Genomic DNA, 18,319 nt, shown 5'->3' with positions numbered 1-18,319 from the left:
GATTCAATTCGAATCGAAATGATTGCAGATTGTATTTTCTGAAAAATTCAAAAATTCATTTGAAGGAGTGTTTTAAAATGGACAACGAGCTTGAAGAAATCCGCCGTAAGAGATTGGCCCAGATGCAGGAGCAGCAGACTTCCGCTCAGGCAAATCCCGAACAGGCAGCTTACCAGCAAGAGCAGGCACAAGCCGAAATGGAAGCCCGCAAGCAGGAACTCCTCAGAAAGATCTTAACCCCTGAAGCCCGCGAGCGCTTAACAACGCTTCGCATGTCCCGCCCCGCATTGGTGGAACAGCTGGAAATGCAGCTGATCTCACTGGCCCAGAGCGGACGCATTCAGAATATGATTGACGATGAGCAGTTAAAACAGCTTTTGGCGCAAATTCAGCCGCCGAAACGTGAAACCTCCATTAAAAGAGTGTAAAGATTCAAAAATCAGGATTCAAAGATTGAAAATTCAAAGTCAGAATTCAAAACAAGAGTTTAAAGATCTGAATCGGAATTCAAAAATCCGAATTCAAAATCCAAAATCGTAACCATCCACAAAATCGGTATTTCAGTTGAAGTGTAAATTATGAAAGCGCATGTATTGTTCAGCGGCGGAAAAGACAGTTCCTTATCAGCTTTGATATTGGAGCCGTATTTTGAGATTCAGCTTGTCACCTGCAATTTCGGCATTCTGCCCACAGGTGAAGTCGCCAAACAAATCGCTGACGAATTGGGCTTTTCACATATGGTCATTCAGCCGCCGATGGAAATTTTGGAAAACGCCGCAGAAATCGTGAAGAAAGACGGTTTTCCGAACGGCGCGATTAACTACATCCACCGCCAAGTTCTTGAAACACTGGCCGGGACGGAAGGCGTCGAGCTCATTGCCGACGGACTTCGAAGGGATGATCGCGTGCCGCATTTGGAACAGTCCGAAATTCAAAGTTTTGAAGACCGGCACAAGATTTTGTACAGCAGTCCCCTGATGGGATTCGGACGGTTTACGATTAACGAGATGCTTGAATCCAATCTTGTCATCACCGAAGAAGAAAGCGCTGTGATTTTAAAATGCGATTATGAAGCCGAACTCCGCGAATACTTGTATCGTGAAATCGGCGAGGAAGAAACCCATAAGCATTTTCCGAAATCCCACAAACAGTCGCGTGTGATCTCAAGAATCAGAAAATAACCTCGGTAATGTGACATGCATCATAATGCAAATCAAAATGCAGAATAAAATGCAGATCAAAATGCAGAATAGAACGCATGAATGTATCAAAATGCAGATCACAAGTGTCATTTCGAAAGTTTAAGTTTATACATATCATACACAGGTGTTTGAAATGAGTAAGAATTTAAAAGGACAGAAGAAGAGACTCGCAAAGGCGCACACGCAGAATGCGCGTGTTCCGGTCTGGGTCATCATCAAGACCAAAAGAAACGTCACATCTCACCCCAAGAGACGCCACTGGAGAAGATCCAGCATGCGCTTGAAGTAATCGGGATGATAAATATATTGAAAATGGTGATTTATAATGGCAGAAGACATTGTTAAAGAACAAATTTATACCATCCCGCTTCGCGGCGTGAAAGTGGCTCCCAGATGGAAAAGAGCCAACAAGGCAATGGTTTTAATCAAAGCCTACCTCGAAAGACATATGAAAGCAGATCCCGAAATGATTAAGATCGACAAATCAATCAACGAACGCGTTTGGGAAAGAGGCTGTGAAAAGCCCCCGTCCTTTATCCGCGTGAGAGCGGCAAAATACGCGGACGGCGAAGTCCAGGCTGAACTTGCAGCCTGATTTCTCATTCGCTGCTGTTGGTTTGATATCGGTTTCGGCAGTACTTCAAATTGCAGTGCGGCCGAAATCATTGATCCGAATCATTTTCAAATGAAAGTGAAAAAAGATGCAAACAATAACCATTATGGATACCTCGGTTCTCGGGGTTTTTTCCACATGTACCGAAGAAGTGTGTTTGGTTCCTCAGGGAACACGGTCTGACATAATCGATCAGATTGAAAAGCGCTTAGGCGTTTCCGTTTACAAATGTCTTGTCAATGACAGCATTTTGGTCGGCTCTCTTTGCCGCGGCAACTCTAACGGCTTTTTGGTTCCGGAAGGATCCCGAACAGACGCGCTTTCAAAGCAGATCGGAAAACCCGTTTCGGAAATGCCGGGAAAATTAAACGCCGTCGGCAACATTTTGCTTGCCAATGATACGGCCGGTTTGGTTCATCCCGATATGCCGGACAGCATTGTCAAAATCATCGGCGATGTCCTGAAAATTGATGTCCGCAAAGGAACAATCGCAGGCATCAAAACGGTTGGCATGGCCGGATGTGTGACAAACAAAGGTCTTCTGGTCGGTCCCGGAATTACAGAAAGTGAAACGGCGCTTTTGGAAGACTTGTTCGGTTTTGAACCGGTTGTCGGCAGCGTCAATTTCGGTTCCCGGATGGTCGGTTCAGGCGTTTTGGCCAATTCGAAAGGCTGTTTGGCCGGATCGGAAACAAGCGGCTACGAACTCGGACGAATAATGACTGCGCTCGGTTTAGAGTAAAGTCGGTTTCGCCGATTCCGTCGGTTTCATCGATTCCGTCGGTTTCATCGATTCCGTCGGTTCATCGGTTCCGAATAAAATGTGCGGAAAAAATACGCAGGACAGTGAGGAAAATATATCAACCGTCAGCGCATGTTTGATTGATATAATTGACACAATTATTATTACGAAAAAGGTGAAGACAAATGGCAAACTATTTGATCACAGGCAAATTTAAGCCCGGTTTTTTCTGGGAAAAATTTACCAAAACAATTGAAAGCGAAAATGAAAAGAACGCGCTTGAGAAAGTCTATTCTATTATGGGCAGCAAGCACGCTTTGAAGAGACGCAGCATTGTTGTTGAATCGATTCAAGAGGTCTGATTATGGCAATCAGTGAACAGGAAGCCCGCCAATTGGTTGCGGAGTATCAGGAATACCAGAGAAGTGTCGAGACGCTTCAGGGACAAATGGAAATGGTTCGAAACACACTGGCCGGCTGCGACAGCTCAATCAATACGATTACGGCGCTCAAGGAAGCGGCGGCTGCGGGTAATTCCGAGTCCGTCATTCCGGTCGGTTCCGGCTGTTTTGTTCACGCCGAAATCCGTGATTTTTCAAAAGTCATCATCAACATCGGCTCCGGCGCCAACGTCGAGAAAAATGTTGATGACGCTCTTGCTTTCCTCAAAGAAAGAAGAGACAAGCTTGAGAAAATGATCCAGGATTTAAACGAGTCTCTCGCTCAGATTTTACAAAACATGAGAGAAATTGAGTCCAAACTCAATTAAGCTCATCCGGTTAATTTTGATTCTTCAAAATTAATCTTTTTCTTTTTTCTTTTTTCTTTTTTTTGATTTTTAAATTTTTCAACGCTCAGCCTTGTTTTTTGTTTTTTTGGATAAAAGTGTGGTTCGTTTTTTGCTTTTTGAATAAAACGCAGATTCGTTTTCGATTCTTTTTTGAATTTGTGCGGCTCGCGCGGGCGGGCAGCGGCGGCAGCGGCAACGACAACAGTGGCAACAGCAGACAGGCCGACAAGTCTGCAACTGTATTTACGAAAACCTGAAGGTAGCAGCGGCAAACGGAAACCGGGAGGTAGCAGTGGCAAACAGAAACCGGGAGGTAGCAGTGGCAAACAGAAACCGGGAGGTAGCAGTGGCAAACAGAAATCGGGAGGTCGCAGTGGCAAACAGAAACCGGGAGGTAACAGTGGCAAACGGAATCGGTAAGGTAATCTGTGCCCACGCTCGCGTAGCGAGCGGATGTGCTAAAAATGAGATGATACATATGGAAACACTGGCGACACTGCCCGCTGCCGACATTGCCTGCTGCCGACATTGCCTGCTGCCGACATTGCCTGCTGCCGACATTGCCTGCTGCCGACATTGCCTGCTGCCGACATTGCCTACTGGCGACATTGCCTGCTGCCGACATTGCCTACTGGCGACATTGCCTACTGGAAACATTGCCTGCTGCCGACATTGCCTGCTGGTGACATTGCATGCTGGCGACATTGCTTTAACAAGAGATAAAAATGTTCAAATCATCAAAACAGTTGTTTTGTTTTAATTGAGGTCATGGGACGAATCTCCAATCCTCATTTTGCTCGCTTCGCTCACAAAACTCGGATTGGAGGGACGGTTTACGGGATTTTCATTTATATTTTCAAAAAACAAAACATCGTCTTTATTCAAATTTATGAAACCCGAACGCCCCTTTTATTATTTTTTTGAAGAAAAGAGGGCGTTCGGGTTTCTTTTATTTTTTAAAACCGATGTTTGAGTTTCGTTTATTTTTCAAAATTGATTTTTTTCATTTATTTTTTTAAATCGTGTTTTTGTTTCATTAATTTCTCAAAATCAATGTTTTGATTTCGTTTATCTTTTAAATCGGTGATTCGGTTTCGTTTGTTTTTTGTGTTTTTGTTTTCTTTTTTGTTTTTTTGTTGTGTTTTTGTTGTGTTTTTGTTGGTTTTTGTTGTTGTGTTTTTGTTGTTGTGTTTTTGTTGTTGTGTTTTTGTTATTGTGTTTTTGTTGTTGTGTTTTTGTTGTTGTGTTTTTGTTGTTGTGTTTTCTTTCAAATACTGACATTTATTTATATTCGGTTTCTCTTTACTTCATATAAATTCAAAAAATTATTAAATCAATTTCAGGAGATTATTTCTTGTTCGGAAAATTAAAAGAAAAACTGGCGAGCTTTACCAAATCTTTGGATAAAACGGTTGAGGAAAAAGCTGTTGAATTGGAAGAGCCCGAAGTCGTTGTTGAAGAAGAAGTCGTTATCGAAGCAGCTGAAACGGCCGGAACAACCGATCAGACCGGCCGGACTAATCAGACCGATCAAACCGATCAGACAGATTCCGGTTTGTCCGAAGCGGAAACCGCCGACATTGCCGAAGCGGTTGCCGACATTTTGGAAGAAGAAGAACTTGAAACGGTTGAGAAAACGGGTCGTGCCGACTCGGAAGTCATGATCGAAGGGAAAATCGAGGAAACAGCGTCTTCAAACACTGTTCTTGAAATGACATCCGAAACGGTTTCTGATACAAAAACAGGTGCCGTGCAAACGGAACGGTTTGAACAGGACGGAACCGGCGCTGAAGTGAAAAAAGAGAAGGCCGGCTTTTTCGGAAAAGCAAAAGCGCTCATCTTTGACCGCGAAGTCATTTTGGATGACAGCGATTTGGAAGGACCGCTCACGGAACTTGAAATCGCGCTTCTTGAAAGCGATCTCGCGCTGACCGTCACCGACGCGATTGTCGAATCCGTTCGCGAACAGCTCAGCGGCACGCGCAAACGCCTCGGCAAAAACACAGGCAGCATCGTCGAAGACGCCTTGAAAAATGCCATTATGGAAGTCATGTCCGCCAACGTTTTTGATTTTGACGAATTCCTGGAACAGCGCCGCGGAGAAACCGTTCACATCGCTTTTGTCGGCATCAACGGCACCGGAAAAACAACGAGCATTGCAAAAATCGCAAACCGCCTCCAAAAGAACGGCTATTCCGTGACAATCGCCGCCGGCGACACATTCAGAGCCGGCGCGATTGATCAAATCCAAATTCATGCCGACCGCTTGGGCATCAAAGTCATTAAACATCAGGAAGGATCCGACCCTGCCGCCGTCATTTATGACGCGCTTCAGTACGCGAAAGCACATAAGTCAGACGTTCTCCTTTCCGATACCGCCGGCCGGATGCACACAAACGTGAATCTGATGGCCCAGCTTGAGAAAATCTGCCGCGTCAGCACGCCCGATCTGATTATCTTTGTCGACGAAGCAACCGCCGGAAACGATGCCGTCGAGCGCGCGTCCCAGTTCAGCGACGCCGTTCCGATCAGCGGCACGATTTTGACCAAACTGGATGCCGATTCCAAAGGCGGCGCCGCAATTTCAATCGCTTACATCACGCAGAAACCGATTCTCTTTTTCGGAGTCGGCCAGGAGTACGATGATTTGCTGAAATTCAATCCCGAATGGTTTGTTGAAAAGATTTTCGAAGATTAACGATTCACTTTCAATATGATTGATGAAGCAATTCCGTGAAATGGCAAATTCATTTTGAGCCGTTTCATCATTTTGTTATTTCATTTTTTTATTTTTTATTTTTATTATCCTTTATTTTGAGTGAAACCAATGAAATTAATTCAAGAAGGTCAAACCGAAGTTTACATCCCCGAGGATAACGATCCCGATGTTCCTTTAGCATCCGCTTCCGTTTTTTACAATCCCGCAATGGAAATGAACCGCGATATTAATGTCGCCGTCACTTCTGTTTACGCGAAAAAATTGGCGGCGCGGAAAAGTTTTGATAAATCTCAAATCACTTATGCCGATGCATTTTCTGCATCCGGCATCCGCGGTCTTCGCATTGCCAAAGAAGCCGGCATTTCGGCCGTTCTCAACGACTGGAAAGAAGAAGCCGTTTCTCTCATTCAAAAGAACATCGAACACAACAATCTTCAGGAATCGGTGACCGCAACTTGCATGGGCGCCGACAAGCTTCTTCACGGCCGGAAATTTGCAATCGTTGACATCGACCCGTTCGGAACGCCCGCGCCCTTTTTGGACTCTGCCGTCTCTTCCGCTTCTTTCTTTTTAGGTGTGACCGCAACCGACACCGCTCCCCTTTGCGGCGCGCATCTCAAATCCGGAATACGCAAATACGCTGCCGTTCCGCTCAACAATGAATTTCACAGTGAAATGGGACTTCGCATCTTAATCGGCAGCATCGCAAGAGCGGCCTCCAAATTCGATAAAGGAATCCGCCCGCTTTTCTCACACGCGACACGCCATTATGTCCGCGTCTACGCCGAAGTTTTAAACGGTGCCGGAAACGCCGACAAAACCTTGAAAGAACTCGGTTTCATTGCCTGGTGCCTTCAGTGCAGAAATTTGGAGACCAAAAACGGTCTTGCCGTTTTTATGAACGAAGAATGTCCCGAATGCGGCGCAAAACGAAAAATGTCGGGCCCGCTTTGGCTGGGCGCGTTTAAAGACATTGACTTCTGCGACGAAATCATTTCCGAGCTGCAGATTTTACCGCTGAACAAAAAAGAAGATGCCGTCAAATTGCTGACCGTCTGCCGCAACGAAGCCGATATTCCGTTTTTTTATGACCAGCATATGCTGTGCGAAAAACTGAGAATTTCAGCGCCGCCGATGGAGCCGTTTTTAGAAGATTTGAGAAACGCCGGATTCACGGCGACACGAACGCATTTTTCGGGAACATCCTTTAAAACGGACGCGCCGATGAATATTATTTTAGAAATTCTTCAAAAACAAGTCTGAAAGCGTCGAGACAAGTAAAATCAGATTCGAAAGAGCTTGAGATAAATCTATCGAATTTTGAAGTTTTGAGACAAATTTAATCGAATTTTGAAAATGTTTGAATAAATTAAATCAAGTTTAAGATTAAGTTTTGAATCCAATTTTTATCAAATATTGACCAAATTGAACCAACATTGAGATTTTTAATTATTATCTGTTATCTATTATAATTTCAAAAATCCGCTGCAAACATTCTAAAAATCAGTCTTTCAAATTTGAAATTGTTTTCCTGCTTTGAAAATGTTTATATATCTAACTATCATTTATTTTTTAACTTACAATTTATTGTTGCTATATTGTTTTAAGAATCTTATTCTCATCAATCGGATTTTGGTTAAAACAATATACGGCGGTGAGTTGTCAGCTTTATCTGTTAATTTAAACTTAAATTATTCAAGTTTTTAAAATTTAAGTAATTAAATTCAAAATTTAAATCAAAATTAAATCCATTTCAAAGAGGATTAATATATGAAATCTAAAGTTTTAATGGTTCTTGCTGTTTTGGTTTTGCTTTTCGCAGCAGTCAGCTTCTCCGGCTGTCTCGGCGGCGACGACGATGCCAACACAACCAACAATTCAACGAACAACTCGACGAACAACTCAACCAACAATTCAACCAACAACTCAACACCCACAGAACCTGTTGTGACACCGTCTGAAAACACTTCAGCACCGTCCGGCGCCGTTACGGTTGTTTTGGGCGAAGACGGCCCCGAGCCGACACACTTTATCAGAACAAGTGACCAAAAATTCTCAACCTCATCTTTAAGCATCAGCAAAGGTGACACTGTCAGATTTATGAACACTGAAACCAGAAACTTCAGACACCTTTACCACTCCGAAGAAGGTGCTTTTGAAGACTTCAACCTCAATCCCAGATACTCTGCAACATTGACATTCAATCAGGCAGGTACCTACAAGATTGACTTGCTCAACTACTACACCGGAGAGCCCTTCGGGGACACTGCCCGTGTTTTGACAGTGACTGTCGCATAATTCTTCTTACAAATAATTCGTCAATCATAATTGAAATTTCAATTATGATTGATTTTTTTTTAAATTTTCATCTCTTTTCGAACGGTTTGCATTTGCCTGTTTCTTAAATTTTCACTTCTTTTCGGATGGTTTGCATTTGCCTGTTTTTAAAATTTTCACTTCTTTTCGAATGATTTGCATTTGCTTGTTTTTAAAATTTTCATTCTTTTCGAGTGATTTGCACTTGTCTGTTTTAAAATATTCATTCTTTTCGAGTGATTTGCACTTGTCTGTTTTTAAAATTTTCATTCTTTTTCTGAGCGATTTGCATTTGCCGATTTTTTATTTTGTTTACTTGCTTATTTTTACAGGCTGCATATTTTATTTTCACAGACAGCATTTGTTTTATTTAGGAAAAAGACGAAATGTGTTATACAATTATTGAAAATACAATTTAAATTTTTAATACCAATTTAACCGATCATTATGAAAACTGAATTACTGCAGCCGGTTTACGTTTCCGAAGAAAATGCCGTCCGGTCTTTGAAAGCTTATGTCGATTCCGAATTTAAAGAATTGGACGCCGATTTTAATATTTCCGTCTTTAACCGTCATTTTTCGGTTGAAATTAACGGCGAGGACGAATCCGTTTGCGCAAGCATGCTCTATGAAGAGTTCGGCCGTTTTCTGACAGGAAAAGACATCGAGCCGGGATCGGAAACCGTGTACAAAGCTTTTATTAAAACAATTGAGCCCGACAAGCTGATCATTTCTGTCGGGTTTGATTTGGAAATTCTGTCCGAATCTTTGGTTACGCTCGGCATCGGCAGTGCCGGCCAGATTGCCGCGCGCTTCGGGATGATTCCGTATCTGCCCGTGAAAATTCAAGTCCTGCCGGACAAAACCGCGGTTTTTGCAAAAGAACAGATTGACCAATGGTGGACTTGGAAAAAAACATCAACGGACCGAATTTTTGTCAACGGCGCAACGCGTTCTCAAGTGAAAGCCGCGCTTCAGAAAAAAGGCCACGGCCGTGATGTTTACGGCGTCGAAAAACTCGGTCTGACGGAATGCGTGATTGTCTGCAAAGAAAAAACGGACGGTCCCGGAATTGTTTCATCAATCGGAAAAATTTTACCGTCGCAGATGGGTGTTTTGCTCGGGATGAAAAAGTAATTTATTCATAGGTTTCATATTAATCTTGATTGTTCAACTTCATGTCGGCTTTATGTCAGCTTCATGTTCAATTAATGTTCAGTTCTAAAATATTCAGCCATTAAATGAAAAAAGGTGATTTCATTGGAAACAAAAAAAATATTGATGATTGTTGCGCCCGAACGCTTCAGAGACGAAGAATTTTTTGAACCGCGCGATGTTTTTGAAAAAAACGGTTATCAAGTTACTGTCGGCTCAACACGTCTCGGAAAAGCAGCCGGTGTTAAAGGCGGTTCTGTTGATGTCGATGTTTTGATTGACGATGTTTCTGCCGATGATTATGACGCGATCGCCATTTCCGGCGGCGGCGGTTCCAAAGCTTTCCTTTGGGACAATCCGAAGCTGCATGCGCTTTTAAACGAAGCGTTTGATAAAGGAAAAGTCGTCTCAGCAATCTGCATTTCCCCCGTCGTTTTGGCAAAAGCAGGCCTTTTGAAAGGAAAAGATGCAACCGTTTTCCCCGATGATGCCGCGATTGATGAAATGAAAAAAGCGGGCGCCGATCTAAAAGACAAAGCAGTCGTTGCAGACGGCAAAATCGTGACCGGAAACGGGCCGGAATGCGCAGTCGAATTCGGCGAAGCCGTGCTTAAAGCTGTTTCATAATCGTTTTTATTTTTCTTTTTTGTTTTTTTTCGCTCCTCTTCTTTTGTTTTTTCATTCTTTTTCTGTTTTTTCATTTTTTTTGTTTTTTTCATTCCTCTTTTTGTTTTTTCATTTTTTATTTTTGTGTTTATGTCCTTCTTTTTTGACGGAGTCTGATGTTGTTTTAAATTCATTTTTTTGTTTAAACAGATATTTCTGTTTGAATTTAGCTGTTTTTTCTTTAATTTTAATATTTCAGTAATATTTTACTTAATTCTAATATTTCAGTAGTATTCTACTTAATTTTCATTTTTAAGTAATAAATTACTTATATTTTGAGAATAAGTAGTTTATTACTTAATTTTTTTAACCAAATGTTTACAAAAATTGAAATCGAAAAATATTGGGATACAAATGATTTATTTTGCCGTCATCGGAGACATTATCTCGTCTCGAAAAATAAAAGATCGGAATGCGTTCCAAAATCGGCTGAATGAAATTCTTCATGAAGTCAATACGGAATATGAGGCCGATTTGGCTTCTCGTTTCGTGGTGACGTTAGGGGATGAATTTCAAGGTCTTCTCAAAAGTGCCGACAGGCTTCTTGAAATCACGGATAAGATCAAATTCATGCTGGATCCTGTTGAACTGCGTTTCGGAATCGGAATCGGTGAAATTGATACTGAAATTAATGTTTTGTCAAGCATCGGAGCGGACGGGCCTGCTTATTGGTGCGCGCGGGACGCCATCAACACGATTCACAATCACAACGACTATAAAAAATCAAAAATTATGATTGCGGCACAAGAACAAACGGATTTTATGGATGTCGTCAATGAAAGTCTGAAACTTTGCGATTATACGGAAAACAAATGGAGAAGCACTCAAAGGGCGTTAATCAAAATCAGTGTTTTAAATTTCGGATATGAAACGAATATTCCGCAAAAAAAACTGGCATCTTTATTAGGGATTACTGTACAGACAGTTAATTCTAAAATTCAAAGTACAGGATATTACAATTATTTACGTTTGAAAAAATCTGTATGTGTGATGCTGCAAAACCATTGGGGAAATAAATAATGCCGGAGTCTGTCTTTTCTGCCTTTTCTGCCTTCTCTGCTTTTTCATTTTATTTGATTCTGCTTCTTCTGTGTCATTTTATTGGAGATTATTACTTGCAGACAAATAAAATGGCACAAATGAAAGAAAGCAATATTCAATATACAATTCTCCATTCAATTCTTTATGCCGTTCCGTTCGCTGTTCTTCTTTTGGGTTTAATGTTTTTGAAATTGTTCAGTTTGCCGGCGGCGGGAATCATAATTGCCGCCGTCATACTTCATGCTGTTGTTGATTTATCCAAATGCGTTTTTGAAAAATCGAAATCGGCCGAATTTGAAAATTCGGCGCATTTTAAAAGAAATATTTATGCCGCAGACCAAATTCTGCATCTTTTTGTTATTGTGATTGCTTCTTTTTTACTTTCTGAAATCACTGTTTCAAATCTTATTGTTTCAAATCTTGCTGTTTCAAATATGACCGCTTCAAATACAGCCGTCTTCGATGGTATTTCTCCGGAATTATACGTTTTTCTCAAATATCTTCTTTTTATTATCATTATTGCAAAACCGATTAACATCAGTTTTAAGAAAATTTTTGAAAAATATCAGCCGACTCAAACAACAGATAAAAACTGCGTTGACCCGGATTCTGTGTCCGGCGCCGGCGCAACAATCGGAACTTTGGAACGGCTTTTGGCAGGCATTTTTATCGGAATCGGACAATTTGCCGCAATCGGTCTTGTGCTGACCGCAAAATCAATTGTGCGCTATGACCAGATTTCAAAATGCAAACCGTTCGCCGAATATTTTTTAATCGGAACACTTTACAGTATTTTGGCAACGCTTATTGTTTATTATGTTATTTTTGATTTTTTGGCTTAATTTAACAAATGCGAAATCAAAAATGAATTCGGAAAAATGAATCCAAAACTGAATTCGGAAAAATGAATCCAAAACTGAATTCGGAAAAATGAATCCAAAACTGAATCCGGGAAAGATGAATTCAAAACTGAATTTGGGAAAGATGAATCCAAAAATGAATTCGGAAAAATGAATCCAAAATTGAATTTGGGAAAGATGAATTCAAAACTGAATCTGGGAAAGATGAATTCAAAACTGAATTTGGGAAAGATGAATTCAAAACTGAATTTGGGAAAAATGAATTTAGAAAAGATGAATTTGAGAAAGATTAATTTGGATTAATGAATCCACAGCCGAATTCAGATACGATCAATGAAATCGGCTCTGATCAAATGAGATTCGTTCCTTCGGGAGGATCTTTTCGGCCGAATATTCTGACAATCAAAACGCTCAGCTCGTAGAAGAAAATCATCGGGATGGCAACGATAATCTGGCTGATGACATCCGGCGGCGTAATGACGGCGGCTAAAATAACAAACAAGACGTAAGCATGTCTTCTGTATTTTGTCAGCATTCTTTTTTGAACGATTCCGAGACGATTGAGAATGAAAATGATGAGCGGAAACTCAAAAATTAATCCGAAAATCAGTGTCAGCATCGCAATGAAGCTGACGAATTCGTAAATCGAATACGTCGCCTGAGCGCCTGACGCGGCGGCGCTGAGATAAAGGAACTGAATGAAGAGCGGCGCCATGAAGAAGTATGAATAAATCGCGCCGAGGATAAATGAAAGAAACATCACAAGGACGATTAAAACCAGCCATCTTGCTTTAAACGGCAGTTTTTCTTTCAGATTCAGCTTTTTGGTGTCAACATATTTGACAATTTCTTTGCCGCCCAAATAGAACAGGAACGGCAGGACGGCAATGATTGCAATAATCAATGACATCTTCAGTTTTAAAAGCGGCACTTCCAGCGGTTTTGTATAAACGACGCTCGGATTTCCGGATCCGCTTTTTTCGTCTTTTTCCAAATGAGCAAGCGTTGACATCGGTTCGCGGCCGGTGACGTTCTCAAAAACATCCTTGATCTCTGAAAGCGTATTTGTCTCCAAAAGATCTTTCTCATAAGGAATTGCCCGGAAAAGAATGATTTGCGATGTTTCCGGCAGGTCTTCAATCGTCATTTTTGTGACGCCGCCCTGCATAACGGCATCCAGTACCATACTGAGATTCAAATCGCTTTCGCCGAGAATGTAAAGTGAAATAATGTCTAAAACAGACTGCGTTTCCGTATTGGCGATGATTACATCCTGAATCACTTGGCCTGTATCCGATGCGTTTACCGGCGGCGTGTACACCAATGTTTTTATATCGGGATTATCCAGCAGCGTTTTAATATCCAATTCGGTTTTGGTAAACGGCCCGTCATAAATGATGACCATTTGGTCAAAATAGTTTTCAATTTCGGTGCCTCTGACATTGTGAGGCAGACTGCGGTCGATTGCATCGCTGATGATATAATCCGTGACAGGATACGCAACAACGGCGGCAACCAAAAATAAAGCGAAAAGAATAATCAGTTTCTTTTTAATGGATTCTATGAATTTTAAGAAAATTCGAATTCCTTCCGACAGCTCAACGATAATACCACAATCCCGATTTTTGTTTTTTAATTTATGTTGCCTTTATTGAACTTACAAAATCCGTACGGGTTTTTAAAATTTACCCGTGAATGTTTGAATAAGAAGGATAAATAAAAATGTTGTGTCAATTTACGGTTACGTTTAAATGTTACCGTGTTTTATTAATGAAAAATTCACTCATAATTCTTTATCAGTTCTTTGCCGCGGGGCTTTTACAGTATGACTTCTTTATCGGATGAATTGAATAAACTTGATTTTTCTTCGCCTGTACCTGAGACGGCAGAGTCTGCTGCGCCGACGGCTTCCGGGGCGGATGCTGCATCTGATACACCTGCCGCATCTGCTACACCTGCCGCATCTGATACATCTGTTGCATCCGATTCTCCTGCTGTATCTGATATGTCTGTTGCATCCGATTCTCCTGCTGCAGCCAAACCTGAAATCCTGCCGCCGCAGAAAGAATTCGGAAAGAAAAGACCTGACAGCGATTATGAAGAACACGTTGCGGGTCACTTGAAAGAATTGCGCAACCGCATTATCATTGCAGGCGCTGCTTTGCTTGTCGGCGCTTTGCTTGCTTACCCGTTTTCGGGGGAAGCGATTGCTTATTTGTGGGCCCGTTTTATTCCGGAAAGCGTCATCATGTCGATTTATTCGCCGACGGAATATTTGATGACGCGCCTGAAACTGTCGGTTGCGATTGCGGTTTGTATTTTCTTTCCGCTTTTGATGTACGAATTATTCAAATTCATGTCCCGCGGACTTTACCGGAATGAGCGCAAGTTTTTGATTAAAGTTGTGCCGCTGTCTTTTATTTTATTCCTGATGGGCGCGGCGCTGGCTTATTTCATCATTTTGCCTTTGTTTTTGAATTATGTTCTTTTTTATTCGGATCAGTCAGCTGTTGCTCAAATCGGCCTCGGTGAGACGTTCAATACAATCATTTCTTTGGTCCTGGGCTTCGGTTTGGTCTTTCAGGTGCCGCTCTTGATGGTGTCTGTTGTCCGCATGGGAATTGTTGAAGAAAAAACGCTTCGAAAAGCCAGATGGGTTGTTTACGGCGCGCTGGTCGGCTTTGCTTTTTTGATTGCGCCGGATCCGACAATGGTTTCACAGCTGCTTGCGGGTGCTGCACTTATTATTCTTTTTGAATTCAGTTTGATTTTGCTGAAGTTTGTTTGAATCGGCTGAATCTATTCCGTTTTTTGAATTCTGTTTGAATTTTTGAGTTCGGTTTGATTTTTTGAATTCTTCGAAGTTTTGAATTCGGTTTGATTTTTTGAAAATTTTCTTTTGCTGAAATCTGTTCATTTTATTCTTTTTATTGAAATTTATTTAACGGCAGCTTTATTTAAAACAGAAAATAATGACAGACAATGCAAATCTTTATAACTGTTGATTAAAATGTAAACTTTACTATGATTGGCGGTCTCGGATTCGGTGAAGTCGTTTTTGTTTTGATTGTTGTTCTGGTTTTATTCGGCCCGAACAAACTTCCGGAGCTTGCGCGCGCGGTCGGCGGCGCAATGGGGGAATTCAAAACAGCTCAAAAGGCGGCTGAATTTGATTTGAGCGGATTTGATGAGTTAAACCGCGAAAACGCCGAGAAGAAAAAGCAGGAAACTGCCGCTTTAAATGACAAAATTATCAAAATGGCGGAAGATGCCGGCATTTCAACGGAAGGCAAAACAACAGACGAATTGCTGGTTTTGATTTCGGGGAAAATGAATGAAAATTCGGATGCCGGAAATTCGAATCCTGAAAATTCAGATTTTTCAGACCTTTCAAAATCCGAATCGGATTTGCAGCAATAAATTTATATGATTATTATTCATTGAAAACCTAAAGACATTTAAATAGATGAACCATTATCGGGTTTAAGGCTGAAAGGTTTAAAACCCAAATTTGATAATAAAAACATATCCGTTTAAACACGTCAATTGAGGATTAAAAGAGGTATTAGAACATGATTGGTGGACTTGGAACAACAGAAATTATTCTTATTGTCGCAGTGATTGTCCTTCTTTTCGGGGCATCCAAGCTTCCCGAACTTGCCCGCTCCGCAGGAAAATCTGCCGGCGAGTTTAAAAAAGCGCAAAAAGAAGCTGAAATTTCTTACAAAGAATTTGAAAACAGCTTAAAAGACACAACACCCGCAGAAAAAGAAACCAAAATCCAAAAAATGGCTAAAGATCAGGGAATTGAAACCGCCGGCAAAACCGACGACCAGCTTCTTGACGAAATCAGCGCCAAAATGAACAAAGAAAACTAAATTGATTTCTTCTGTTCTTCTTTTTTATATTTTATTACGTTTGTTTTTTCGTTTTATTATTTTTCTTCTCTTATTGTTTTCTTCTCTTATTGTTTTCTTCTCTTATTGTTTTCTCTTCCTTTTTTTCTTTTTTCGTTTTTCTTCTTTTGTTTACAGCCGCCGCTGTCTCAATTCACATATTTTCAAAAAAATAAGATTCGTTTTTGATATATTTTTAAAAATCGTGCGGCTCGCGCGCGAGCCGGCACACAAATTAATTCAGTTTTTTCCGGACCGTTTCATAGAAACAGGCGTCTGAAAACTTAACGAACCTTCCCGGGTAGCGGGCGCGTTTAATCGTGACGGTGTCGTTTTCATTGACGTGAATGAAATCTTCTTCGCTTTCTGTTTCAATTTCGGGCGGCGTGACGCCTTTGCCGTCGGTGACAATGACGATTTCTTTTTTGGGCATTTTCACGCGGACTGTAATTTCGCTGTCGAACGGAACGATCCATGGTCTTGACGAAAGCTTAAACGGGGCAATCGGAACGATGAGGATGGCGTCCACTTCCGGCGTGACGATCGGGCCGCCGGCGCTCATGGCGTAAGCGGTGGATCCGGTAGGCGTTGCAAAAACAATGCCGTCGGCGCGGATTTCGCCGAGAAGGCGGCGGTTGACATAAATTTCATACGTGATCATTTTGGCGGGATAGGCGGAGGTGGCGACAACTTCGTTGATTGCGTTTCCGATGAATTCGCCGTTGATTGAAAGTTCCAGGCGCGGGCGTTCGTCATACATGAATCCCGAAATGGCTTCGTCAATGGCGGCAATCGCGTCTTTCGGGTCGACGTCGGCCAAAAAGCCGAGCGTTCCCATGTTGATGCCGAGGATCGGAATCGGGTCCGGCATTTTGGACATATTCCGAAGAATCGTTCCGTCGCCGCCGAGAGATATTACGAAATCGATGCCGGCTTCTTTCATTTTTCCGACAGCGATTCCGCGCTCTTCCATGTTCAGATATTTGGCGGGCGACGAAGAGAGATAAATTTCGACGCGGTCTTTGAAGGTGTCAATAATTTTTTGAATCATATCCAATGCGGCATCGCTGTCGCAGCGGGAAACGATTGCGATTTTTTTGACTTTTCCTTTGTAATAATACCAGTCGCCGCGGCAGTCGATTTCGGGAAATGTGATCAGATTCAGAATTTCTTGATGAATCATGCCATTTGAAGCGACCAGATTGACCGGCTTGATGTGATTATCGGGCAGAAACACCGTGTTTCCGGTGCCGTCCGTTACGATTCCGCCGGCTTCTTTGACAATCAGCTGGCCGGCGCCGATGTCCACCAAGCGGAGCATGCGCCGGACATCCGCAAAGGCATCGATTTTGCCGGCCGCAACGTAACAGAGTTCTAAAGCAACGCTTCCGAGAACGCGCACCTTCTGAACGCGCGAGCAGAGCTTTGCTGTCCGATCCGTGTTTTGGCGGTAGCCGTAAGCGCTGATGGTTAATTCCCGGACGGTGGACGCTTTGGATGTTTCGATTTTTGCGCCGTTCATGTAAGCGCCTTTTCCGGTTTCCGCGTAAAATTCGTCGCCGTTGGCCAGATTGCAGACATAGCCGAAAAAGATGCCTGTGAAATCCGGTTTTGAAAACGCGATTGACACACTGTAAAACGGAATGTCGTGAATGGCGTTGGCCGTTCCGTCCAGCGGATCCACAATCGCCGCAAATTCAATGTTATGAACATCACCGATAATGGTTTCACCGCATTCTTCGCTGATGATGCGGACCGAATGCCCGGATTGTTTGAAACGCTTCAGCATGGCGTCTTCGGCGGCCAGGTCAATGCGTTTCGTATCGGTGCCGTCGGCGCCGACAAACATGAACTCGTCAGCCGCGTTTGTGCCTTCCAAAGACGAAATCGCTTCGCGGACATCACGGTAAACGGCGCGGCAAAGTTCCAGCAAATCGGGATTCGGAACGGAATTTTTTTCAGACATAATAAAACTCATTTGGTCAAATTTGAATTTAAAAATTGAATGATATGATTGTAAATAATGAAATTGTAAATATATGAATGAGAATTCATCCTTATCTTTAAAAATATGCCGTTTTTAATCGAAATTTTTCATTGAAATATGAAAATTTTAAAATTTTAGTTCGTCAAACCCAAAACACCCCTTTTCATAAAATTTTCAAATCCGAACCCCCGATAAAACCACAAAAAAGAAAATAATTTGAAATTCATTCAAAAAACGGGGTTCGTTTTTTTAACATTAGTAAAAAAGATGTTTCTATTAATTGTAAATATAAATGAAAACCCTATGATCCGTTCCTCCAATCCGATTTTTGT

Annotated in this window: 22 protein-coding genes; 18 read left to right on the top strand and 4 right to left on the bottom strand. The window is 41.9% G+C overall.

The window, feature by feature from the left end:
* The first annotated feature begins 77 nt into the window (after positions 1-77).
* From MmiAt1_RS01430 to pfdA, 7 genes are all read left to right on the top strand, one after another.
* Positions 78-428 carry a DNA-binding protein gene (locus tag MmiAt1_RS01430; RefSeq protein ID WP_318785127.1) on the top strand — a complete coding sequence of 117 codons (351 nt, stop codon included), beginning with the start codon at positions 78-80 and terminating at the stop codon, positions 426-428.
* Between the two features lie 150 nt (positions 429-578).
* Positions 579-1,181 carry a DUF7411 family protein gene (locus MmiAt1_RS01425; RefSeq protein WP_318785126.1) on the top strand — a complete coding sequence of 201 codons (603 nt, stop codon included), beginning with the start codon at positions 579-581 and terminating at the stop codon, positions 1,179-1,181.
* A 154-nt stretch (positions 1,182-1,335) separates the two neighbouring features.
* Positions 1,336-1,491: a 50S ribosomal protein L39e gene (locus tag MmiAt1_RS01420; RefSeq protein ID WP_318785125.1), complete on the top strand. Its 156-nt coding sequence runs from the start codon at positions 1,336-1,338 to the stop codon at positions 1,489-1,491.
* Positions 1,492-1,527: 36 nt separating this feature from the next.
* On the top strand, positions 1,528-1,797 hold the full coding sequence (locus MmiAt1_RS01415) for a 50S ribosomal protein L31e (protein ID WP_318785124.1): 270 nt from the start codon (positions 1,528-1,530) through the stop codon (positions 1,795-1,797).
* Between the two features lie 106 nt (positions 1,798-1,903).
* Positions 1,904-2,557, top strand: coding sequence for a translation initiation factor IF-6 (locus MmiAt1_RS01410; protein WP_318785123.1), 654 nt, complete (start codon positions 1,904-1,906; stop codon positions 2,555-2,557).
* Between the two features lie 185 nt (positions 2,558-2,742).
* Entirely contained in the window at positions 2,743-2,919 is a 177-nt protein-coding gene (gene rpl18a, locus MmiAt1_RS01405; protein WP_318785122.1) for a 50S ribosomal protein L18Ae, read from the top strand.
* Between the two features lie 2 nt (positions 2,920-2,921).
* On the top strand, positions 2,922-3,326 hold the full coding sequence (gene pfdA, locus MmiAt1_RS01400) for a prefoldin subunit alpha (RefSeq protein ID WP_318785121.1): 405 nt from the start codon (positions 2,922-2,924) through the stop codon (positions 3,324-3,326).
* Positions 3,327-3,411: 85 nt separating this feature from the next.
* Here the strand turns inward: pfdA and MmiAt1_RS01395 are convergent, their stop codons facing one another.
* Positions 3,412-3,825: a hypothetical protein gene (locus MmiAt1_RS01395; protein ID WP_318785120.1), complete on the bottom strand. Its 414-nt coding sequence runs from the start codon at positions 3,823-3,825 to the stop codon at positions 3,412-3,414.
* Between MmiAt1_RS01395 and MmiAt1_RS01390 the strand changes: the two genes are divergently transcribed.
* Positions 3,826-4,107, top strand: coding sequence for a hypothetical protein (locus MmiAt1_RS01390; RefSeq protein ID WP_318785119.1), 282 nt, complete (start codon positions 3,826-3,828; stop codon positions 4,105-4,107).
* A 247-nt stretch (positions 4,108-4,354) separates the two neighbouring features.
* On the opposite strand, the gene MmiAt1_RS01385 is transcribed toward MmiAt1_RS01390, so the two are convergent.
* Entirely contained in the window at positions 4,355-4,618 is a 264-nt protein-coding gene (locus MmiAt1_RS01385; protein ID WP_318785118.1) for a hypothetical protein, read from the bottom strand.
* An 83-nt stretch (positions 4,619-4,701) separates the two neighbouring features.
* On the opposite strand from MmiAt1_RS01385, the gene ftsY reads away from it, so the two are divergent.
* The 7 genes from ftsY (at position 4,702) to MmiAt1_RS01350 (ending at position 12,086) form a co-directional block, all read left to right on the top strand.
* Positions 4,702-6,045 carry a signal recognition particle-docking protein FtsY gene (gene ftsY, locus MmiAt1_RS01380; RefSeq protein ID WP_318785117.1) on the top strand — a complete coding sequence of 448 codons (1,344 nt, stop codon included), beginning with the start codon at positions 4,702-4,704 and terminating at the stop codon, positions 6,043-6,045.
* 129 nt (positions 6,046-6,174) lie between these two features.
* Entirely contained in the window at positions 6,175-7,329 is a 1,155-nt protein-coding gene (locus tag MmiAt1_RS01375) for a tRNA (guanine(10)-N(2))-dimethyltransferase (RefSeq protein WP_318785116.1), read from the top strand.
* Positions 7,330-7,836: 507 nt separating this feature from the next.
* Entirely contained in the window at positions 7,837-8,364 is a 528-nt protein-coding gene (locus tag MmiAt1_RS01370; protein WP_318785115.1) for a cupredoxin domain-containing protein, read from the top strand.
* A 465-nt stretch (positions 8,365-8,829) separates the two neighbouring features.
* Positions 8,830-9,519: a DUF2110 family protein gene (locus MmiAt1_RS01365; RefSeq protein ID WP_318785114.1), complete on the top strand. Its 690-nt coding sequence runs from the start codon at positions 8,830-8,832 to the stop codon at positions 9,517-9,519.
* 123 nt (positions 9,520-9,642) lie between these two features.
* On the top strand, positions 9,643-10,164 hold the full coding sequence (locus MmiAt1_RS01360) for a DJ-1/PfpI/YhbO family deglycase/protease (protein WP_420891263.1): 522 nt from the start codon (positions 9,643-9,645) through the stop codon (positions 10,162-10,164).
* 393 nt (positions 10,165-10,557) lie between these two features.
* On the top strand, positions 10,558-11,223 hold the full coding sequence (locus tag MmiAt1_RS01355) for a SatD family protein (protein WP_318785112.1): 666 nt from the start codon (positions 10,558-10,560) through the stop codon (positions 11,221-11,223).
* Entirely contained in the window at positions 11,223-12,086 is an 864-nt protein-coding gene (locus tag MmiAt1_RS01350; RefSeq protein ID WP_318785111.1) for a DUF3307 domain-containing protein, read from the top strand. The genes MmiAt1_RS01355 and MmiAt1_RS01350 overlap by 1 nt, the downstream gene beginning before the upstream one ends.
* 367 nt (positions 12,087-12,453) lie before the next feature.
* On the opposite strand, the gene tatC (MmiAt1_RS01345) is transcribed toward MmiAt1_RS01350, so the two are convergent.
* Positions 12,454-13,623 carry a twin-arginine translocase subunit TatC gene (gene tatC, locus MmiAt1_RS01345; protein WP_338140871.1) on the bottom strand — a complete coding sequence of 390 codons (1,170 nt, stop codon included), beginning with the start codon at positions 13,621-13,623 and terminating at the stop codon, positions 12,454-12,456.
* A 306-nt stretch (positions 13,624-13,929) separates the two neighbouring features.
* Here tatC (MmiAt1_RS01345) and tatC (MmiAt1_RS01340) point away from each other — a divergent pair, with 306 nt between their 5' ends.
* The 3 genes from tatC (MmiAt1_RS01340) to tatA all read left to right on the top strand — a co-directional run bounded on the left by tatC (MmiAt1_RS01340) (position 13,930) and on the right by tatA (position 15,982).
* Entirely contained in the window at positions 13,930-14,892 is a 963-nt protein-coding gene (tatC, locus tag MmiAt1_RS01340) for a twin-arginine translocase subunit TatC (RefSeq protein WP_318785110.1), read from the top strand.
* A 236-nt stretch (positions 14,893-15,128) separates the two neighbouring features.
* Positions 15,129-15,524, top strand: coding sequence for a Sec-independent protein translocase subunit TatA/TatB (locus MmiAt1_RS01335; protein WP_318785109.1), 396 nt, complete (start codon positions 15,129-15,131; stop codon positions 15,522-15,524).
* A 152-nt stretch (positions 15,525-15,676) separates the two neighbouring features.
* Positions 15,677-15,982: a twin-arginine translocase TatA/TatE family subunit gene (gene tatA, locus MmiAt1_RS01330; RefSeq protein WP_318785108.1), complete on the top strand. Its 306-nt coding sequence runs from the start codon at positions 15,677-15,679 to the stop codon at positions 15,980-15,982.
* Positions 15,983-16,235: 253 nt separating this feature from the next.
* Here tatA and MmiAt1_RS01325 read toward each other — a convergent pair whose 3' ends face one another.
* Entirely contained in the window at positions 16,236-17,966 is a 1,731-nt protein-coding gene (locus MmiAt1_RS01325; RefSeq protein WP_318785107.1) for a bifunctional fructose-bisphosphatase/inositol-phosphate phosphatase, read from the bottom strand.
* Positions 17,967-18,319 lie beyond the last annotated feature (353 nt).

The organism is Methanimicrococcus hacksteinii (assembly GCF_032714515.1).
Taxonomy (GTDB): domain Archaea; phylum Halobacteriota; class Methanosarcinia; order Methanosarcinales; family Methanosarcinaceae; genus Methanimicrococcus; species Methanimicrococcus hacksteinii.
This window is presented reverse-complemented; position numbering and strand designations above follow the sequence as displayed.